The organism is Acinetobacter sp. WU_MDCI_Abxb74 (genome assembly GCF_025513915.1).
GTDB lineage: Bacteria > Pseudomonadota > Gammaproteobacteria > Pseudomonadales > Moraxellaceae > Acinetobacter > Acinetobacter calcoaceticus_C.
In genome coordinates, this window is sequence record NZ_JAHPRP010000002.1 from 92,936 (window position 1) to 112,607 (window position 19,672).

The window sequence follows — 19,672 nt, forward strand, 5'->3', positions numbered from 1 at the left end:
AAAGCGCTTTTGTGCTATAGTATACAGCTATATTTTTTTCGACTTTAGTTCAGTTTTCGGAACTAAATTTTTTGCAAGATCAAGACATATAAGCAGATGGAAATTTCTATCTGTAAGAAGGAGTATGCATGAGCGTATCGGAAATCCGACCGATTGCCATTGAGGATGAACTCAAGCATTCATATTTAGATTACGCAATGAGTGTAATCGTATCTCGTGCATTGCCGGATGTGAGAGACGGTCTAAAACCTGTTCACCGTCGTGTGCTATTTGCCATGCACGAATTGGGCAATGACTATAACAAAGCCTACAAGAAATCTGCACGTGTTGTTGGGGACGTAATCGGTAAATATCACCCTCATGGTGACTCAGCTGTTTATGAAACCATTGTACGTATGGCTCAAGACTTTAGCTTACGTTATTTATTGGTAGATGGTCAGGGTAACTTCGGTTCGATTGATGGTGATAGCGCAGCTGCAATGCGTTATACCGAAGTCCGTATGACGAGACTGGCGCACGAACTTCTTGCAGATCTAGAAAAAGACACTGTTGACTGGGAAGATAACTACGACGGATCTGAGCGTATTCCTCAGGTGGTTCCGACACGTGTTCCAAACTTGTTAATTAATGGTGCTGCTGGTATTGCTGTTGGTATGGCAACCAACATGGCACCACACAACATGACAGAAGTTGTGAATGCATGTTTAGCCTATGCTGACAATCCAAATATCTCGATTGAAGGATTGATGGAATATATTACTGGTCCTGATTTTCCTACAGGCGGTATTATTTACGGTAAATCAGGTATTGTTGATGCTTACCGTACAGGTAAAGGCCGACTACATATTCGTGGTAAGTACCATTTCGAAGAAGATGAAAAGACGGGACGTACAACGATCGTCTTTACCGAAATTCCATATCAAGTCAATAAAGCAAGAGTGATTGAACGTATTGCCGAGTTGGTTAAAGAGAAAAAACTTGAAGGTATTTCAGAACTTCGTGATGAGTCTGATAAAGACGGTATGCGTATTGCGATTGATTTAAAGCGTGGTGAAAATGCTGAGATCGTTGTCAATAACCTGTTCTTAAATACACAGCTTGAAAACTCATTCAGCATCAATATGGTTTGCTTGGACAATGGCCAGCCAAAATTGATGAATCTGAAAGATATTATTGCGGCATTTATTCGTCACCGCCAAGAAGTAGTGACACGCCGTACCATGTTCGAATTGCGTAAAGCACGTGAACGTGGTCATATCTTGGAAGGCTTGACTGTTGCCTTAGCCAATATTGATGAAATTATCGAAACCATTAAAACTTCTGCTAACCCGGCTGAAGCGCGTGAGCGTTTACTTGCTGGTGAGTGGGCTGGTGGTGGCGTTGTTTCTTTACTAGAAAAAGCTGGTGCAATTTCTGTACGTCCAGATGAGATCGAAGGTGAGAACCCAGATCGTCCATTTGGCTTATCTGAAACGATTTACCGCTTATCTCCAACGCAAGTGGGTGCAATTCTAGAATTGCGTTTGCATCGTTTAACAGGTCTTGAACAAGACAAATTACATGCAGAATACACTGAAATTTTAGGTCAAATTGCAGAACTTACGGCAATCCTTAATGATTTCAATTTGTTGATGGCTGTAATTCGTGAAGAGTTAGCGCAAGTTTTACAACAATATGGCGATGCACGTCGTACTGACATTATCGAATCTCGTATTGATTTCAGCCGTGAAGATTTAATTCCGGAAGAACAAGTTGTACTAACAGTTTCACAAACAGGTTATGCAAAAACTCAACCGCTTTCAGACTATCAGGCTCAGCGCCGTGGTGGACGTGGTAAGTCTGCAACTTCAATGAAAGATGATGACTTTATTCAACATCTCATTGTAGCTTCAAACCATGCGACTGTGCTGTGCTTTACTAACGTAGGTAAAGTATACCGTCTTAGAGTGTTCGAAGTGCCTCAAGCATCACGTGGTGCAAAAGGTCGTCCAATTGTGAACTTGTTGCCTTTAGATGCGAATGAAACAGTAACAGCGATCTTGCCGCTAACACAGTTCCTTGAAAACCATTACGTATTTATGGCGACAGCTTCGGGTACTGTAAAACGTGTTGATTTGGAACAGTTTGCTAATATTCGTTCAAATGGTTTACGTGCGATTGAACTCAATGAAGAGGATACCTTGATTGGTGTTGCGATTACTGATGGTAATCAGCAAATCATGTTGTTCTCAAATGAAGGTAAAGCAATCCGTTTTGCAGAAACTGATGTACGTGCAATGGGGCGTACAGCTAAAGGCGTTCGTGGTATGCGCGTTAGCATTGCAAGTAGCATGTTAACTGAAGAAGATGCAGACGTCGTTGAAAATGATGCATCAGATGATAATGAAGATTCAACAGATTTAAATGTAGTTAGTCGTATCGTTTCACTTGTAGTCGTGCCTGAAACAGGTGAGGTTCTGTGTGCAAGTGCGAATGGTTATGGTAAGCGTACGCCTGTAAATGACTTCCCTACTAAAAAACGTGGTGGTAAAGGCGTTATTGCAATTAAGACCAGTGAACGTAACGGTGAGCTTGTAGGTGCTGTTTCTATTGATGAAACTAAAGAACTACTGCTTATTTCTGATGGCGGTACTTTGGTTCGTACTCGTGCAGTAGAAATTGCAATGACTGGGCGTAATGCACAGGGTGTTCGTCTGATTCGTTTAAGTGAAAAAGAAACTTTAGTTGGTGTTGTATCAATTGCAGCCGTTGAAGATGAAGAAGAGTTTCTCGAAGGAGAAGTTGATACTTCAGAATTAGATGGTGAAGAAGCAGTTTCTACGAATGACGATGCGTCAGAAGAATAAGTAGAACTTAAATAAAAAAGGAAGCGTAAGCTTCCTTTTTTATTTTATGAAGAAGATTTTTTAACAAGTCGATAATAAGCTAAGCACATTAATATTAATCCAGCTGTCGCAAGAAAAATCAATTTTGGTACAACCGTGGCTAACGGAACACCCATCTGATTAAGTTGTACAAACATTTGTACCGCATGTGTAGACGGTAAACACCACGCAAACCATTGTAACCATTCAGGCATTGCTTGATGTGGCCATGCAGCCCCAGTTAACAAGAATAAAGGTACAGAGCTAAACACAATAATATGTCCGGCACGTTCTGGCATATCTAAAAGTGAACCAATCAACATGCCTAATCCAATCACACAACTAATAAAAATAGGAACGGCGACTAGTAAACCTGTGAAGTTTCCACCGTGTGGATAATCATTGAACCACAAGGTAAAGCCAAAAAGATAAAAACATCCTAAGCAGCCAATCGTAAATATACTTGCAAAAATTCCAGCAAAGCGAACACCTGTAATTTTTTGGTGTTGTTCACGGTAGCTTGCGATTAGCATCGCTAAACCTAGCACAATGGTTTGATGAATAATTAGAGATGCAACAGCTGGAAAGATATAGCTTCCATAGCCTGAAAGCGGGTTAAATAGAGGCATTTGATGAATAGAAAGCGCTGGTTGGAAATGTGTACGTTGTCCAAATTTTTCAATATATTCTTTTAAGGTCGCTTCAATGGATGTAGCTAAGCCTAAACCAATTTCTTTAGTTTTTAAAAAGTTGGTTGTGCTCAGATATAAGCCAATTCCACCTGTTTCTCCTCGACGCAAGCTTTGTGTTAAGTTGCTTGGTAAAAGTAAAATACCATCGGCCTTTTGTTCACGAACCATTTGTTCAGCTTGTAAAAAATTACTTGTAACGGTAACAATATGAACATGCGGGCTATTTGTACTTTGGCCGATTAATTGAGAGGTTAATAGGCTTTGTTCTTCATCAACAATCACAATTGGAATTGATTCTGCACGCTCAGCTTTATAGGCGGTAGGATAAAAAAAGCTATAAAGAATGACCGATAAAATGAGAGTCGTGAAAACCGAGCTATTACTCACAATATCTTTAAATGTTTGCCCATAAGCCTTTAAAAACTCTTTCATGGAGTTGCTCCCCGAATTAATTTTTTAAGCAGCAGAGAACTTAAAAAGAAATAAATAAGGCAGTAACTTAGTAGTATTAAAAATGGAATGATTGAAATAGCAATTGGACTACCAATCACCCATTGTTCAGTTTGCAGTTTGGCATAAGGTGTATAGGGAATAATGAGTGACCAAAATTTAGTAAAAATGGGGGCATTGTTTAAAGGTAGAGTAACACCCGCAAAACTTAAAGATGAACCACCATAGACTGCAATAAAGCCAAAAGTTTTACTTAAATTTTTAGTGGCAAGAATGACTGTGCTGCTAATCAAAGCGTAGGCAAAATAAAGTAGGAACTGTGCGACCAGCAATAGACTTAAGGAACCTGCTACGAACCAGCCACGGATTTCAACTAGCCAAAACATCCATAACCAGGTCCATACACAAAAAATAAGGCTATAGAGCAAATTTTTAGCCAATAAGCCTTGAATAAAATTTTCTCGATTTACCCATTGAGTGAGTGTTCCACGTTTAAGTTCTTGTCCAATTGCAAAAGCAACACAGCAGCATAGCAACAGATGCAATACGGCAGGAACCATAAATGGCTCTAAATAAAACTCATAGCTCATGCTCGGGTTGTAAAGCGTTGATACTTTTACATGCGCCGTAGGTACATCTAAATAGGGAATACTATTTGCAAGATAACTTTGACCAGCATAGTCTGCTAAAGCATTAAGTGTACTCACCAGCATTGCGGAGGAAATCGTATTCCCCACGCTAAAAAAAGACTGGTTAAAAGCAATGCTGATTTGTGCATCCTGCGCTTTCACAAAGCGCTTTTCAGCACCGTCTGGAATGAGAACATAACCCCAGATTTTAGTTTCGTTAAGTAATTGTTCAGCTTCAGTTGAGCTTGCCGTAATCGTTTTAATATCTACCGTATGATTTAACGAAAGATACTTTTCAATATTACGACTAAGTTCACTTTGGTCTTGATCAATAATCGCAATCGGTAAGTGCTCAGCTTTACCTGCGTAAAACATGCTGCTAAACAAAAAAATGATAAAACCAGGGATGAGTGTCACCATACACAAATCCCATTTATTGCTTTTTAGATAGTTTAGTTCACGTAATATACTGGCAAACATGCGTTATTTTTCTTCTTTAATTTTAAATAGAACACTCATACCCACTTTTAAATCTTGCACTGGTTTTTCAGGTACAAGATGAAGTTTAAAGCTACGAATATCATAGCCTCCAGTTTGGCGAGTAGTTTTTATAGTGGCAAATTCACCTTCAGCATCAATATTCTTAATTTTAAAAGTCACATTCTGATTAAGTGCTGGAATGAATCCTTCAAGGGTTTTATTTTTATAAACAGAGGCATATTGATTTTCACCTACGTTTAAACTTACCCATAAATCATCATCTTCTAAAATGCTGACAACAGGCACACCCATAGCCACTAACTCAGAAGGCTTACCATAAGTTTTTGAAACTGTACCCGAAATCGGAGAGAGTAAGCGTGTCTCTTCCTCTAGCGCTTTTGCTTCGCCTACAGCTGCTTTTGCAATTTCAACCTGTGCATCTGCTGTAGATTTTTGCTGACTCGTACTACCTCGTTTTGCACGTGCATATTGTTGATAAGAGGCTTCACTTAATTCTTGGGCAGAAGTTTGTGCCGCTAGCATTTCATCTCGTCTTTGACGTGAAATTACACCTTGTTTATATAAATTTTCACCACGTTGATAAGTGGTTTTTGCAAGGTTTGCTTGTGCTTTGGTGCTTTGCCAGTTGGCATAAAGAGTATCGATATTTTCTTGTTGAGAACCGCGGTCTACCGTAGATTGAAATGCTAAAGCTGATTGTAAAGCTGCCAAGGCTTGTTGCTTTTTAGCTTCTATTTCTGGGCTAACCAAGCGAACAAGTGGCTGGCCTTTGGAAATTTTCTGGCCTTCTTGTACATAAATTTCTTCAATACGACTTGGAACTTTCGTACTCACGTGAATAGTTTCGGCTTCAACCCGACCTTGTAGTTCAATAGGCTTTGGCTGATAACTTTTCCATAAACCAAAAATAATTAAACCTAATAGGGCAATAATTACTAAGCCAATAATCAGTTTAAGCTTGGAGTTTCTAGGTGGTTGAGAGTCACCGTTATTTATGTTTGATTCAGGGGTGTCACTCGCTTGATCATTTTTTTGAGATTGATTCGTTTCTACCGTATCCGCAGCAAGAGAATCCTGTTCTGAATGAGATGATTCTTGATTCATTTTATACTCCTATTAACGGATATAGTCGGTATGTGGTTGATTGACATAAGCTTTAAATTGATCAATTGAACCATGACTTTGCAATAGAGTCGCGAGTGACATGACATATTTATAGGCATTTAAAGCCATTTCAGTTTTTAAAGCACTTAAAGCATTTTGTGCATCAATGACTTGGGTAGCTGTACCCATTCCTTCACGGAAAGAAAGCTCTTGAATACGTAAGTTTTCTTGAGCGGCATTTACGTTTCTTTGTAAGAGTTGATGGCTTTGCTGAGCAGAGTTGAGTTCGTTATATGACTTATTCAGAAGTGCCTCAATTTCTTGTTTAGTATGTTCAGTCATAAGTTCAGAGGCATAACGCTTTAATTCGGCGGCATGGATATTCTTATTTTTATCTACACCAGAGAATAGGTTGTATTTTGCCATTACACCTACAATCCAGTTTTCATTTTCATCAAGGGCATATTCACCAAATGCAAAAAGACTTGGTTTTTTTGCGGCTTGTTGAGCTTGAATATTTACATTAGCCAGTTGGGTATCCATCTGCATTTTTTGTACAAGACTGGATTTTTGCGAATAACTGGTTAAAAGTGATTCTAGAGTGTGGCTTGGAGTGTTATTTACAAATAATGGGGTACTTAAATCTACATTATTTTGTTGATGTAGAAGATTATTAAGGCTAAAGCGACTGGCATTTAAGTTGGCTTGAGTACTTTGTAAAGTACGTTCCGCATTATTGCGAGCTACTTCAAACTGCATGCGTTGTCCTTTACTAATAAACCCTTGTTGTTCGAGCTTTAGGGCATTGCTGTAATGTTTTTGCATGGCATTAAAGTTGAATAAACTACTTGCTACCAGTTGCTGTTGTAATTGAACATTAAAATAACTTTGTACAACTTCAAACCGCTGTACATCTTGTTGTTGTTGACTTGAAAGTTCCGAACGCTGTGCTTGAATGTTGGCTATTTTTTTTGCACTACTGGTTAAGCCGCCTGTATATAGTGGCATAACGACCGAAATAGAAGGGCGTACAACCTGATCTTCTACAGTCAGATTCGCATAGTCGGGAAAGCGATTTATACCATCATGAATAGTTTGATTTGCACCTTCTTGAACTTGTCCAAGCACATCCGATGGAATGACATTGTTCCACTGCGAAAGTTTATCGTTGAATCCCTGACTTAAATCATTCTCAAGCTTTTGTTTAAAAGAGGCGAGGGGGACGTCTGTTTCGCTATGAAAGGCATATGCTCTAACATTTAAATCAACTCGAGGTAATCCGAGTCCTTTCACTGCTTCAGCTTCTAATTGAGATGCTTGCTGTAATGCTTGATTGGCTTGAGTACTATATGAACTTTTCAAAGCTTGCTGCTCTGCTTCAGCATAGCTTATGCTTTGAGCATATAAATGATTTGTGCAAAAAAATCCTAAAGCCAAAGCAAGATGTTTTGGTTTAAATGAAAAGGGAAAAATAGACTGTCTATATCGATGTACTGGCATTTTAAATAACAATTTCTGGCATCCCTTATAGTTTAAATTTCTTGTTATTAAATTCAATTATCATCTTGTTTCTTATACATTTGTATAAAAACAAGATAGTTTAAGCTCCCTTTAATTCTTAAATATTATAAAGCCCATATTTTGTACTACATATCAAAGTATGTGAAATCATAATCACAAGTCAAGTTGATCTTTACTCAATGAAAATGTTTTAAACTGATAAAATCGCAAATAAAAGCAAAGAAATAAATACAACAATAATTGAAAAAATGATCCTAAATACAGCCCAGCATTGAAATATTTACTTGAGAAGCTGCTGCAAGCTTAAGCAATCTGTGGTTAAATGCCATTTTTATTGTGTTTGACTTTATACAAGGGAAAAATCATGCGCGCGTACAATTTCTGTGCTGGTCCTGCTGCATTACCTACTGCCGTTTTAGAAAAAGCTCAACAAGAAATGTTGGATTGGCATGGTAAAGGTCTATCCATCATGGAAATGAGTCATCGTAGTGCTGACTATGTTGCTATGGCTGAAAAAGCTGAAGCAGATTTACGCAAGTTAATGAATATTCCAGAAAACTATAAAGTACTGTTTTTACAAGGCGGAGCGTCATTACAATTTTCTGCGATTCCTTTAAACCTTTTAGGTAAAAACACTAAAGCTGATTATATTGATACGGGCATCTGGTCTGAAAAAGCGTTAAAAGAAGCAAAACGTTATGGCGACATTAATGTTGTAGAAGCTGGTATTAAAGTAGATGGTAAGTTCGCAATTTCTGAACAAAGCGAATGGAATTTATCTGACAACGCAGCCTATGTACATTATGCAGATAATGAAACGATTGGTGGCTTACAGTTTGCAGGAATTCCTGATGTAAAAGCTCCACTCGTTTGTGACTATTCATCAAGCATTTTATCTGCTCCATTAGATGTGACCAAATTTGGTTTAATCTATGCTGGTGCACAAAAAAATATCGGTCCTGCTGGTTTAACAATTGTCATTATTCGTGATGATTTACTTGATCAAGCTAAACCAGAAATTCCAAGCATCTTAAAATATGGTGACCAAGCGAAAAATGGTTCTATGGTGAATACACCATCGACTTACGCTTGGTACTTGTCTGGTCTGGTATTTGAGTGGTTACTAGAGCAGGGTGGGGTAGATGCTATCCATAAAGTTAACCTTGCAAAAGCTCAGTCAATATATGGTTATATCGACTCAAGCGATTTCTACAATAACCCGATTGCAATTCCAAACCGTTCAATTATGAATGTACCGTTTACTTTGGCAGATGAAGCTTTAGAAAAACAATTCTTAAAAGAAGCGGAAGCAAACCATTTATTAAACTTAGCTGGACATCGCTCTGTCGGTGGTATGCGTGCAAGTATTTATAATGCGGTGCCTTTAGAAGGCGTACAGGCTTTAATCAACTTTATGGATGATTTTGCAAAGCGTAATGGTTAAGTAAATCAAATAAATAAAGCCCTCAAATGAGGGCTTTATTTTTGAATAAATTTTATAAACTAAAAAGGAACTAAACCAAATTGGTGCATGAATATAGCTGCTAAAAACATACCCAATACAAAAAAGCAAAACGCACCAGTATCGACCTTTATGCGCAGGCTACTAGATTGAATGAGGCTGGTCGTTTGTTCGGGTATAATCTTCATTCAATAACCTAATTATTAAAATATTAGTGAAATTCAATTAGTTTCACCCTTTTTAGCACAAATAGTCGCCTGAATCCAGATATTACCGCGAATATATTCGCCAATATTAAAGTTTTTATACAAATCATTTTTGGTTGCTATACGCACTAATATGGCAGGAAGATCATCTTCTAAAACCAAAGTAACATCATAAAGGGTATATTCTGCCTCCATAAATGTCATAGAAGTTTTGCCAACGATATTGCCTTGGAACCATGCTTCATCTTCTTGACCAAGATTTTCACCATATAAATAAGCAACCATTTTTGAAAAATCAACGGTTACAGGTTCTTGATCTTCTGGAGTTTTTGGTTGCCATTCATTAATGAGCTCCTGTAAATTTTCAGGAGCAATACCATTATGTTCAGTTAAAATTGCATTTAATGCACGGTGATGTTTAATTGAAGTTGGGTCATCAACAACAATTTTTTCACCGGCTGGAACAGATTCTAATTCATAAGCCCATGCATTAAATTGGACTTGATAGTCTTGGGTTTTGTCATATTGACAATAATTAACGCTAAATAAATTATCAAATGCATAAACAGTTGTATTTTTATTTAGTCTTAAACTTAAAACTGCTTGCGTCGCAGAGTCACAAGTAATGATACGTTCAATTTTCGCATTATATTGATATGGACTTTCAAAACTTGGAAAGGCTGTTTTAAGTGCTCTAGGTTTCTGATTTTCAACCGCAATAATCTGGTTGATTGTAACTTTTTGGTCTTGTGGGCCTTGAATCAACCAAAAAGATTGATCCATGTCTTCTTCATGTTCACATAAGCCCATTGGCATTACAGGCGCATCAAGTGCTAGTCCTAACCATTTTGGTACATCTGTTTCAGGATGGGACGTCAATAGATTCCAATGTTCGCCATGACTACCAAAATTTTGGTCATTTACTTTAATAATTTCTGGACTGTTTTGATTTTTCATAAGCACGATGCTGTTGGGTTCACATTACTTGTTATATTAAATCGAGGGTGTTTGCTATTTTTCAAGTCACCCTCTGTAAATTCTCTTGTAAAAGCACATATTTAAACATTTAAAGACAGATATTCCTTCTATTTATAAAATAAAAGGTAGATCGAGCTCGTAAAAACTTAAACAGCAAATTAAAAATAAGTTTAATACTTATTACTATTCACCTTAGAAAAGCATCTGTTAGACTTATATTTTTAGTGGAAATAGAGAATAACTTGCTGCCATTTAAGCTATGGGTAGATGCAGACGCCTTACCAAGAATATTACGTGAAGTTATTTTGCGCGCATCAGATCGTTATCATTTAGAAGTCATCTTTGTTGCTAATCAAAATGTTGGGATTACACCTTCAGTTCGCATCAAGTCCATACAGGTTTTAAGTGGTGCAGATCAGGCCGATAAAGAAATAGTTGATCGTATGATTGAAAATGACATTGTCATTACGCAAGATATTCCACTAGCGGCTCAAGTCATTGAAAAGGGAGGCGTTGCTATTCACCCCCGAGGTGAGGTCTATACAACTGCGAATGTTAAAGCGCGGTTACATCTACGTGATTTCATGGATACGCTTCGTGGTGCAGGTGTACAGACTGGTGGACCACCGCCTATTTCAGAGCGGGATAAACGTGAATTTTCGAGTGCATTAGATCAAACAATTTTAAAGCAAAAACGTAAAACAGCTAAGTGAGCATCCCATGCCATCGCAAACCAATTTGGCTTTAACCTATGCCTTGTTAGTGTTTATCTGGGCAACAACCCCATTGGCAATCGTTTGGAGTGTGTCCGATTTACATCTTATGTGGGCATTGTTGTTACGCTTTTTTATTGCATTACCTTTGGCCGTAGCCATATTACTGATTTTAAGAACACCTTTTCCAACGCATCGACAAGCTGTTCATAGTTACGTTGCCGGTTCTTTTAGCTTAATTGGTTCTCAAATTTTTACCTATGCTGCTACCCAATATTTAAGTTCAGGCATGATTGCGCTTATGTTCGGTTTAGCACCCATTATGGCTGGGCTGATTGGTCGTTTTGCATTTGGGCAGCAACTTTATAAGTTGCAATGGCTAGGTATGGCGATTGCAGTATGTGGTTTAGCGATTATTTGCTTGAATGGATCAAATCAGCATGTACATCCGTTCGGCATTGTTCTCATGCTAATGAGTGTGTTTGTTTATTCTTTTTCAATTTTTTGGGTAAAGAAAGTGAATGCACAAATTCAGCCTATGGCTCAGGCAACGGGCTCTATTTTAGTTTCTTCAATTTTAGCAAGTTGTCTTATTCCATTTATTTGGCAATATGCACCGACACATTTACCAGAAGCTAAATCTTTATTTGCTTTAATTTATACAGTACTGATGGCTTCATTAGTCGCTATGTTCTGTTATTTCAAACTTATACAGAATATTCAGGCAACGACTTTATCTTTAACAACGGTAATTACCCCAATGTTAGCCATGATGATTGGAGCGGCTTTAAACCACGAACAACTTTCGATTATGGTTTTTGTGGGGGCTTTAATTATCCTGTTTGGACTATTTTTATACTTTTATAAAGACATTCAAGCAAATCGAAATTTTGTCCGACATATTAAGCCTAAATAGGAGAAGATTTGGGTAATTTGTTGAGCTTATTCATTAAATTGTTCTAATTCGTAGCGAAATGCATGATCAAATTGATCTCCCAACTTAAGTAGTAGAAAATAGCGCAGCAATATAATATTAGGATTGTTAAGGAAAGATCAGAACTTACTGATTTTTAAACCTTAATACAGCATCTAACGATATGGTAAATAGTAGATGTGGATGCGATTGACATGAGCATCAGCTATTTTCCATCAATCACCTTGGATTTAGAAGGTATGTTTAAACCAATCTCACTGTATATAGGGTTGAGATATACTCGCGCAAGACGCAGTAATCATTTTATTTCTTTTATTGCATTGGTTTCGATGATCGGTTTGACACTAGGTGTCGCTGTGCTGATTACGGTACTTTCTGTGATGAACGGTTTCGATCGCGAATTAAAAAACCGTGTTTTGGGAATGGTGCCGCAAGCGACAGTTTCATCTACACAAATCCTCACGGATTGGCCTGAACTGGTAAAGAGAGTTGAACATCATCAACATGTAACGGGGGTTGCACCTTTTACCCAATTGCAAGGTATGTTAACCGCGCAAGGGCAAGTCGCAGGTATTATGGTGACGGGTATTGACCCAAAATATGAAAAGAATGTGTCTATTATTCAAAATCATATTGTTGCTGGTAGTCTAGATTCACTTAAAAAGGGTGAGTTTGGTATTGTTCTTGGTAAAGATATGGCCGATTCATTAGGCTTACGTCTAAATGACAGTGTGACATTGGTTTTACCTGAAGCAACGCCATCTCCAGCGGGTGTAGTGCCTCGTTTCAAGCGCTTTAAAGTGGTTGGTATTTTTAGTGTAGGTGCTGAAGTCGACTCTATGGTGGGATATATCGCTCTCTATGATGCATCAACACTATTACGCTTACCAGATGGTGCTCAAGGTGTCCGTTTAAAACTAGATGATATTTTTGCCGCGCCACAAGTTGCTGACGACTTGGTAAAAAGTTTACCAAGTAATTTCTACGCAACGAACTGGACCTATACGCATGGCAATCTGTTTAATGCCATTCAAATGGAAAAAACACTAGTTGGTTTGTTACTTGTACTCATTATTGTGGTTGCAGCATTTAATATCGTTTCGTCATTGGTCATGGTCGTGACTGATAAAAAATCAGATATTGCAATTTTGCGTACATTAGGCGCTTCGCCATCAATGATTACTAAAATATTTATGGTGCAAGGCACCGTGATTGGTGTGATTGGTACAGTTGCGGGTACGGTTTTAGGTGTAATTTTGGCTTTAACCATTAGTGATATCATTTCATGGTTTAACAATGTGTTGGGCCTAAATCTATTTGATGCTTACTTTGTGCATTACCTTCCTTCTTATTTAAGATGGCAAGATGTGACGATTATTGTGATTGTGTCTTTACTTTTAAGCTTCTTGGCGACTATCTATCCGGCGCTTCGTGCTGCCAAAGTTCAACCTGCCGAGGCACTGCGCTATGAGTAAAATTGTTTTAGAAGCAAAAGATATCTATAAACATTTTGATGATGGTAAATCTAAGGTTGAAGTCATTAAAGGTCTTTCTTTACAAGTTGAAGCAGGGCAGTTTGTTTCGATTGTTGGTGCGAGTGGTTCAGGTAAAAGTACTTTGCTTCATGCACTAGGCGGTCTAGAGCAACCAACGCAAGGACAAGTATTTTTAAATGGTCAGCGTTTTGATAATTTAGGTGAAGCCGAGCGTGGTTTTCAACGTAACAAGTACCTTGGTTTTGTTTATCAATTTCACCATTTGTTACCTGAGTTTACTGCGCTTGAAAATGTGGCAATGCCTCTTATGCTTCGCCCAGATAGCCAATACAAATCGGTAAAAGCACAAGCTGAATATTTACTAGACCGAGTGGGATTATCTCATCGTATGGACCATCAGCCAGGTGAGCTTTCAGGCGGTGAGCGCCAACGTGTTGCTTTAGCTCGTGCTTTGGTCACTCAACCTGCGGTTGTTTTGGCTGATGAACCTACCGGAAACCTAGATCGTAAAACAGCTTTAGGCATTTTTGAATTATTGACCGATCTTAAGAAAGAATTAAATATGGCGATGCTCATTGTGACTCATGATGAACAGTTAGCTCAGGCAGCAGATTCAATCTTGCATATGGAAGACGGTCTTTGGGTGAGCGGTTCTTAAAAAATTGTCATTAAATCACATTGTTAAAGCCCACTCAGTTGGGCTTTAATTTTGCCCCTAAAAAGATAACGATATGACTTTAAATGTTAAAACTTATTTTAGTGGGGTGGGTTGGAGGTATTGCATTTATGGGAATAGATTTTCCTCTAATAACGCAATATGGTTGGGTTGGTAAAGTTCTCCTCTTTATCAGCTTTATTTTTTATGTTTTTAAGCAGTACATCGTTGTAAATCGACCTATATTAAAAGCAGTTTACTATTTAGTTTGTGGGGGAAGTCTCTTTATTATAGGTCATCAATATGCTCAGCACGCCTTAAATGAAAGATTACAACTACGGGAGATGCAACCTGAGTCTTTAGACATTGTTGTGTATATAGACCGAATAAGCGAGGAAAAAGATAATAAGACACAGCAACTCGCTCAAGTTCTAGGGCGATCACCCCATGTGGTGAATTGGTTATTATATTTAAAAAATGAAAATGAGAACGCATTGATAGAAGGACCAAAATTACAATTAGGCCACTACTATCGAATTTCGGGTAAAACCAGACCAGCTCATAGTTACGCAGTATCAGGTGCTTTTGATCAGGAGCAATGGTTCATTCAACGAAATATAATGTCAGGTTTCAGTGTCCAGCATATTGAACCTTTAAGCTCTGATGAAATTTATCGATTGGGTTATCAAAAACATTTACAACAGCAACAAAAGTTTTTTACTAGGCAACAATTAAATATAGAAAAATTGCGCCTAAAATTTAGATTGATGCTAAAAAAATCTCCCTTACAGAACAAAGGACTGCTATTAGCACTTCTAACAGGAGATGAAAGCCTTTTAAATGAGGATATTAAAAATCAATTTAAGCAGTTAGGAATCTCTCATTTGTTGGCCATTTCAGGGCCTCATGTCCTTATCTTTGCAATCATGTTGTCTTGGGGAGTACATCAATTAGTACGACGTTATTATCCGCAGATTTATTTGTGGCAACCCAAGCAAATATTGGCAATGATTCCCTTATGTTTTGGGGTTTTGATTTATACAGCTTTCGTAGGCTTTGAAATTCCAGCCTTAAGAACTTTAATTTCAGTATTTTTATTTGCCTTTTTATTGTTAGTCAAACTGCCTGTTAAACCATTTTCGCTCTTAGTTTACAGCGCAAGTCTACTTTTACTTTTTGATCCATTTAGTGTTTTATCGGCAGGTTTTTGGCTCTCTTATGGTTCTTGCTTTATTTTATTACGCATTTATCAAACCATAGTACAGACTCCAAATCTTGCTTCAGTGAGTCTGCTATCTAGAATAATTCTTTTAAGCAAAACCCTCATTGAATCTCAGGGCAAAATATTTATCGCCCTATGTCCCCTAATGCTGATTTTCTTTCAACAAATTTCATGGGTTGCACCTCTCACAAATATTATTGCAGTTCCTTTGCTAGGAGGAATAATTGTTCCTTTGAATATTTTTGCTGCTTGTTTGTGGCTTATTTTTAATTCAATTGGAAATGCACTCTTTCAGATTAATGATATTTTGCTCAGTATAGTGCTGACATGTTTTAGTCTTTTAGAAAAGTTATCTCTACCATTGCAAGGTTTTAGCCTGACACCACTTGCTTTAGTGTGTCTTAGCTGTGTCATTATTATCTTATTCTTACCACGTGGTGTTTTACCGAAATCTTGGGGTCTCATATGTTGTTTACCATTAATCATTCCAAATAAGTCATCCCAGCAAATCCAATTAAATATTATAGACGTAGGCCAGGGCCAATCTATTTTTTTACAACATCCAGAGCAGACATGGTTAATTGATACGGGTGGTTCTTATGATGAGAAAGCTTTTAGTATTGGTCAAAATGTAATGATTCCATATTTACGTCAGAAAGGTATTAAACAATTAGATCATGTGGTGTTATCTCATCTTGACCAAGATCATAGTGGTGCATTTCCTGCCATCAGTCAGGCTTTCCCTATCAAACAAGTTATATCGAATGAGTTGTGGAAAGAGCAGGTTAAAGAACCATTTACTTATTGTCATCAAGGGCAAAAATGGCAATACCCCCAGTTAGATATTGAGATACTTTGGCCTAAAGAAAATGATTTAAATTTAGTTTCTTCAAATCAAAATCAATACTCTTGTGTCGTTTATATTCATTTAAAACAAGTAAAGGGTTATCAAAATTATTTAATTATGGGGGATGCTGGATGGGAAGCAGAATATCAATTGATAAAAGAATATCCTGATTTAAAAGTAGATGTTTTGGTATTAGGTCATCATGGTAGTAAACATAGTTCTGCCTATGACTTTTTAGCAACTTTAAATCCCAAGCTGGTTGTTGCTTCTGCTGGGTTTAATAACCGATATGGTCATCCAAGCAAAGAAGTCTTAGCAAGAATACAAAAACTTAATATCCCGTTTAAAAGCACAGTTGAACAAGGAACATTAAGCTTTGTATCTCGCAATCATCAAATGGTTTTATACACTCGACGTTTCGAGCGTACATGGCTTCACAGGACTTTGTGAAGCTTCGGCTTTAAGTCTATCTACAATTTGAAGTGCTTCATTTGGATCAATATTGTAAATATTATCTAAAGCAGGATTTGCTTTAAAACGTTTATAGCTCCAGTGATAATGCTCTGGGTAACGCTGAATGAGTTGTTCGATAGCCTGATGAATGACATAAGTTCCATCATCCGCACTACCTTGGTAGATTTTCTCATCCATAGGTTCAATGTGCATCGTAAAGCCGTCATTTTCGTTACGAATTGCGTAAAGGAATAAAGCTTTTGCTTTAGTTTTTTGGATGAGCTTGGCACTTAAATTACTTGAAGCAAGTGGAACACCAAAATAATTGATCATATCGCCGCCTACGTTGGGTGTATGGTCAGGTAAAATTGCGGTGGTTTGACCTTGTTTTAAAGCTTTAAAAATTTGTCTTACACCACTTTCATCAGTAGGAACCAAGTTGGCTTGTTCACGACTACGGGCATCTCGAACAAAACGGTCCGCATCTTCATTTTTTACAGGCTTGTATAAAATTGTCATTGAAGTGAACTGTGAACACCAGGCATTCATGATTTCCCATGTGCCAAAATGTGGGATGATCATAACAAGCCCTTTTTTTGCTGCAAGCGCTTCGTGATAGTAATGTTCACCTTCAACATGATGAATTCTTTCGATATTCTTACTATTTGATGAACCCCAAATACTTAAAAATTCAAAGTATGAGGTGATTTCATTACGAATAGCTTGTTGCGTAATCTCTATTCGCTGCTGTGGTGTTAAATGTGGAAGGGCGATTTGTAGGTTTAGTTCTATACTTTTTGATGTTTTAGTAATTTTTAAAGTATTGATTAACCCTGCCAACATACGAGCAAGAAAACGTCCAAATTTAATTGGCTGACGGCTAAAAGTTTTGAGTAGGAAATAGTTCATGCTTTTTATATCTAATTTGGTCATCTATCGCGGAAAAAGGAAGCAATAATTAAAAAAAGATAAAATTATTATAAATGAAATCATATTATTTAGACAGTTTTTATCAAATCAACGTATATAATGACATCATTTTAGATTAATTTGGATTGGAATTTTATGTCCGATTGGCCGCCAAAACCACAAAATGAACCTATAACTCCTAAACAGAATGGACAAGAATGGCAAATTCTCGAGAAGGCTGTGCTTGCCTCCGTCGAGGAACAGCGTCGTAGCCGCCGTTGGGGCATCTTCTTTAAAACACTAACTTTTATTTATCTATTGTTCATTATTGTACTCATGGGTAAAGGCTGCTCAACCAGCAAAGAAGGCTCTGCTGTAAGTAGTAGCAGCGCTCATCTGGCAGTGGTAGATATTGTGGGTACTATTGATGCTTCAAGCAATCAAGCTGTAAATAGTGAAGACACCAATAAAGCACTTAAGCGTGCTTTTGAGGCATCAAATAGTAAAGCTGTTGCACTTAATATTAACTCACCTGGCGGTTCTCCAGTTCAATCTGATGAAATCTGGCAGGAAATTCGTTATTTGAAAAAACAGCATCCTGATAAGAAGGTTTACGCTGTTATTGGTGATATGGGTGCATCGGGTGCGTACTATATTGCATCTGCTGCTGATGAGATTATTGTCAATCCATCAAGTTTGGTCGGCTCAATTGGGGTCATCATGCCGAACTATGGGATTAGTGGTTTAGCTCAGAAACTTGGTATTGAAGATCGAACTTTAACAGCAGGAACGAATAAAGACATTTTAAGTATGACAAAACCGATTGATCCTGTTCAAAAGCAACATATTCAGTCTGTTCTTGATAATGTTCATACTCACTTTATCAGTGCAGTTAAAGAAGGGCGTGGAAAGCGTTTGAAATCGAATGATCCAGCTATTTTTTCTGGTTTATTCTGGACTGGTGAACAAGCAATCCAGTTAGGTATTGCTGACCGTTCAGGTAACGTTACGAGCTTGATGCGTGAGCTAAACCTTGGTAATAAAGTTGACTACACAATTGAGCGTAACCCTTTAGAATCAATTTTAGGTCGTATGGGTGCACAACTAGGGCAAGGGGTAAGTGAATCTATTGCTCAAGAAGTGCAGACTAGTCAAAGCGCAAAATTACAATAAAATCTGTTTTAGGATAGCGGTATGTCAATGAAACCAGTTATACACTTTGCTCATGCGAATGGTGTACCGTCAAAAGTGTATCAAAAACTGTTTGATCAGTTGAAAGGGGAATATGACTTTATTTATGTCCCTCTAATTGGCCCTGATAAACGTTATCCTGTGACTAACCATTGGCCTTCTTTGGTTGATCAGGTGATTGATAGTATTGTGCGGCAGGCGAAAGGACGTAAAGTCATTGGACTTGGACATTCTCTTGGTTCAGTTTTAACGTTGATGGCATCTTTTCAGCGTCCTGAACTGTTTTCTCAAGTGATTATGTTAGACCCACCTCTTATTTTAGGGCGATATTCATTTGCTTTTCATATGGCAAAATTATTTCGTCCTAAATTGGTTGATGCGATGACACCAGCAGGCTTATCTGCACGTCGTCGTGAACATTGGGAATCGAGAGAACAGGCGGCCGAATTACTGCGTCCTAAAGGCTTCTATAAAAATTTTGATGAAGATTGTTTTCAAGCTTACATTGACTATGCTTTAAAAGAAGACTCGGTCCGCGGTGGAGTTACTTTAACTATTTCTCGTGAAGATGAAGTTGCAATTTTCCGTAAAAATCCTTCTTGGTGGTGGTTACCTATGCCAAAACCTAAGATGCCTGTGCATTTAGTTGTGGGTAAAGGAAGTGATTTCTTAAAAAGAGGCTTTCCTCAAATGGCAAAGCGAAAAATGGGAATTCCGTTTACTGTAGTTGAAGGAGGGCATATGTTTCCTCTAGAACATCCTATTGATACTGTGAACTCTATAAAGAAATTGATTCATCAACAGCAAAGTTAATTTTTAAACTTATAAAAAAGGACATGTCAGCA

16 protein-coding genes and 1 pseudogene are annotated in these 19,672 nt (G+C 37.7%); 9 read left to right on the forward strand and 8 right to left on the reverse strand.

The window, feature by feature from the left end; translation table 11 throughout:
• Positions 1-128 precede the first annotated feature (128 nt).
• Positions 129-2,846, forward strand: a complete 2,718-nt coding sequence (gyrA, locus tag KTH84_RS06500; protein ID WP_262472551.1) for a DNA gyrase subunit A — start codon at positions 129-131, stop codon at positions 2,844-2,846.
• 44 nt (positions 2,847-2,890) lie between these two features.
• Here gyrA and KTH84_RS06505 read toward each other — a convergent pair whose 3' ends face one another.
• Genes KTH84_RS06505 through KTH84_RS06520 form a run of 4 tightly spaced genes read right to left on the reverse strand, consistent with a single transcriptional unit; the run spans position 2,891 to position 7,740 of the window.
• The gene (locus KTH84_RS06505) at positions 2,891-3,988 is read right to left on the reverse strand and encodes an ABC transporter permease (RefSeq protein WP_262472553.1); all 1,098 of its coding nucleotides are present in this window, start codon (positions 3,986-3,988) and stop codon (positions 2,891-2,893) included.
• The gene (locus tag KTH84_RS06510) at positions 3,985-5,115 is read right to left on the reverse strand and encodes an ABC transporter permease (RefSeq protein ID WP_262472554.1); all 1,131 of its coding nucleotides are present in this window, start codon (positions 5,113-5,115) and stop codon (positions 3,985-3,987) included. Before KTH84_RS06510 ends, KTH84_RS06505 begins: the two co-directional genes overlap by 4 nt.
• Positions 5,116-5,118: 3 nt before the next feature.
• Positions 5,119-6,240, reverse strand: a complete 1,122-nt coding sequence (locus KTH84_RS06515) for an HlyD family secretion protein (RefSeq protein ID WP_262472555.1) — start codon at positions 6,238-6,240, stop codon at positions 5,119-5,121.
• 12 nt (positions 6,241-6,252) lie between these two features.
• Positions 6,253-7,740 (reverse strand): TolC family protein, encoded by a 1,488-nt coding sequence (locus KTH84_RS06520; protein ID WP_042898529.1) that lies wholly within the window; start codon positions 7,738-7,740, stop codon positions 6,253-6,255.
• Positions 7,741-8,125: 385 nt separating this feature from the next.
• On the opposite strand from KTH84_RS06520, the gene serC reads away from it, so the two are divergent.
• Positions 8,126-9,205, forward strand: a complete 1,080-nt coding sequence (gene serC / locus KTH84_RS06525) for a 3-phosphoserine/phosphohydroxythreonine transaminase (protein ID WP_042898530.1) — start codon at positions 8,126-8,128, stop codon at positions 9,203-9,205.
• Between the two features lie 59 nt (positions 9,206-9,264).
• Here serC and KTH84_RS06530 read toward each other — a convergent pair whose 3' ends face one another.
• Together KTH84_RS06530 and KTH84_RS06535 are read right to left on the reverse strand one after the other, a co-directional pair.
• Positions 9,265-9,411 (reverse strand): hypothetical protein, encoded by a 147-nt coding sequence (locus tag KTH84_RS06530; RefSeq protein WP_171061988.1) that lies wholly within the window; start codon positions 9,409-9,411, stop codon positions 9,265-9,267.
• Positions 9,412-9,444: 33 nt separating this feature from the next.
• Entirely contained in the window at positions 9,445-10,386 is a 942-nt protein-coding gene (locus KTH84_RS06535; RefSeq protein ID WP_262472556.1) for a hypothetical protein, read from the reverse strand.
• Positions 10,387-10,631: 245 nt separating this feature from the next.
• Here KTH84_RS06535 and KTH84_RS06540 point away from each other — a divergent pair, with 245 nt between their 5' ends.
• Positions 10,632-11,120: a YaiI/YqxD family protein gene (locus KTH84_RS06540; protein WP_128814564.1), complete on the forward strand. Its 489-nt coding sequence runs from the start codon at positions 10,632-10,634 to the stop codon at positions 11,118-11,120.
• A 7-nt stretch (positions 11,121-11,127) separates the two neighbouring features.
• Positions 11,128-12,036: a DMT family transporter gene (locus KTH84_RS06545; RefSeq protein WP_042898533.1), complete on the forward strand. Its 909-nt coding sequence runs from the start codon at positions 11,128-11,130 to the stop codon at positions 12,034-12,036.
• Between the two features lie 29 nt (positions 12,037-12,065).
• Here the strand turns inward: KTH84_RS06545 and KTH84_RS06550 are convergent.
• A pseudogene (locus KTH84_RS06550) lies at positions 12,066-12,146 on the reverse strand (PilZ domain-containing protein); the annotation flags it as partial.
• 147 nt (positions 12,147-12,293) lie between these two features.
• On the opposite strand from KTH84_RS06550, the gene KTH84_RS06555 reads away from it, so the two are divergent.
• The 3 genes from KTH84_RS06555 to KTH84_RS06565 all read left to right on the forward strand — a co-directional run bounded on the left by KTH84_RS06555 (position 12,294) and on the right by KTH84_RS06565 (position 16,724).
• A complete protein-coding gene (locus KTH84_RS06555; protein WP_262472783.1) occupies positions 12,294-13,529 on the forward strand; it encodes a lipoprotein-releasing ABC transporter permease subunit in 1,236 nt (411 codons plus the stop codon).
• Positions 13,522-14,208 carry an ABC transporter ATP-binding protein gene (locus KTH84_RS06560; protein WP_004643715.1) on the forward strand — a complete coding sequence of 229 codons (687 nt, stop codon included), beginning with the start codon at positions 13,522-13,524 and terminating at the stop codon, positions 14,206-14,208. The genes KTH84_RS06555 and KTH84_RS06560 overlap by 8 nt, the downstream gene beginning before the upstream one ends.
• Before the next feature lie 83 nt (positions 14,209-14,291).
• Entirely contained in the window at positions 14,292-16,724 is a 2,433-nt protein-coding gene (locus KTH84_RS06565; protein WP_262472558.1) for a DNA internalization-related competence protein ComEC/Rec2, read from the forward strand.
• Here the strand turns inward: KTH84_RS06565 and KTH84_RS06570 are convergent.
• Positions 16,677-17,660, reverse strand: coding sequence for a lysophospholipid acyltransferase family protein (locus KTH84_RS06570; RefSeq protein ID WP_128814565.1), 984 nt, complete (start codon positions 17,658-17,660; stop codon positions 16,677-16,679). The genes KTH84_RS06565 and KTH84_RS06570 overlap by 48 nt on opposite strands.
• Before the next feature lie 132 nt (positions 17,661-17,792).
• Between KTH84_RS06570 and sppA the strand changes: the two genes are divergently transcribed.
• Both sppA and KTH84_RS06580 read left to right on the forward strand, forming a co-directional pair.
• Positions 17,793-18,809: a signal peptide peptidase SppA gene (gene sppA / locus KTH84_RS06575; protein WP_262472559.1), complete on the forward strand. Its 1,017-nt coding sequence runs from the start codon at positions 17,793-17,795 to the stop codon at positions 18,807-18,809.
• Between the two features lie 21 nt (positions 18,810-18,830).
• A complete protein-coding gene (locus KTH84_RS06580; RefSeq protein WP_262472560.1) occupies positions 18,831-19,640 on the forward strand; it encodes an alpha/beta fold hydrolase in 810 nt (269 codons plus the stop codon).
• Positions 19,641-19,672 lie beyond the last annotated feature (32 nt).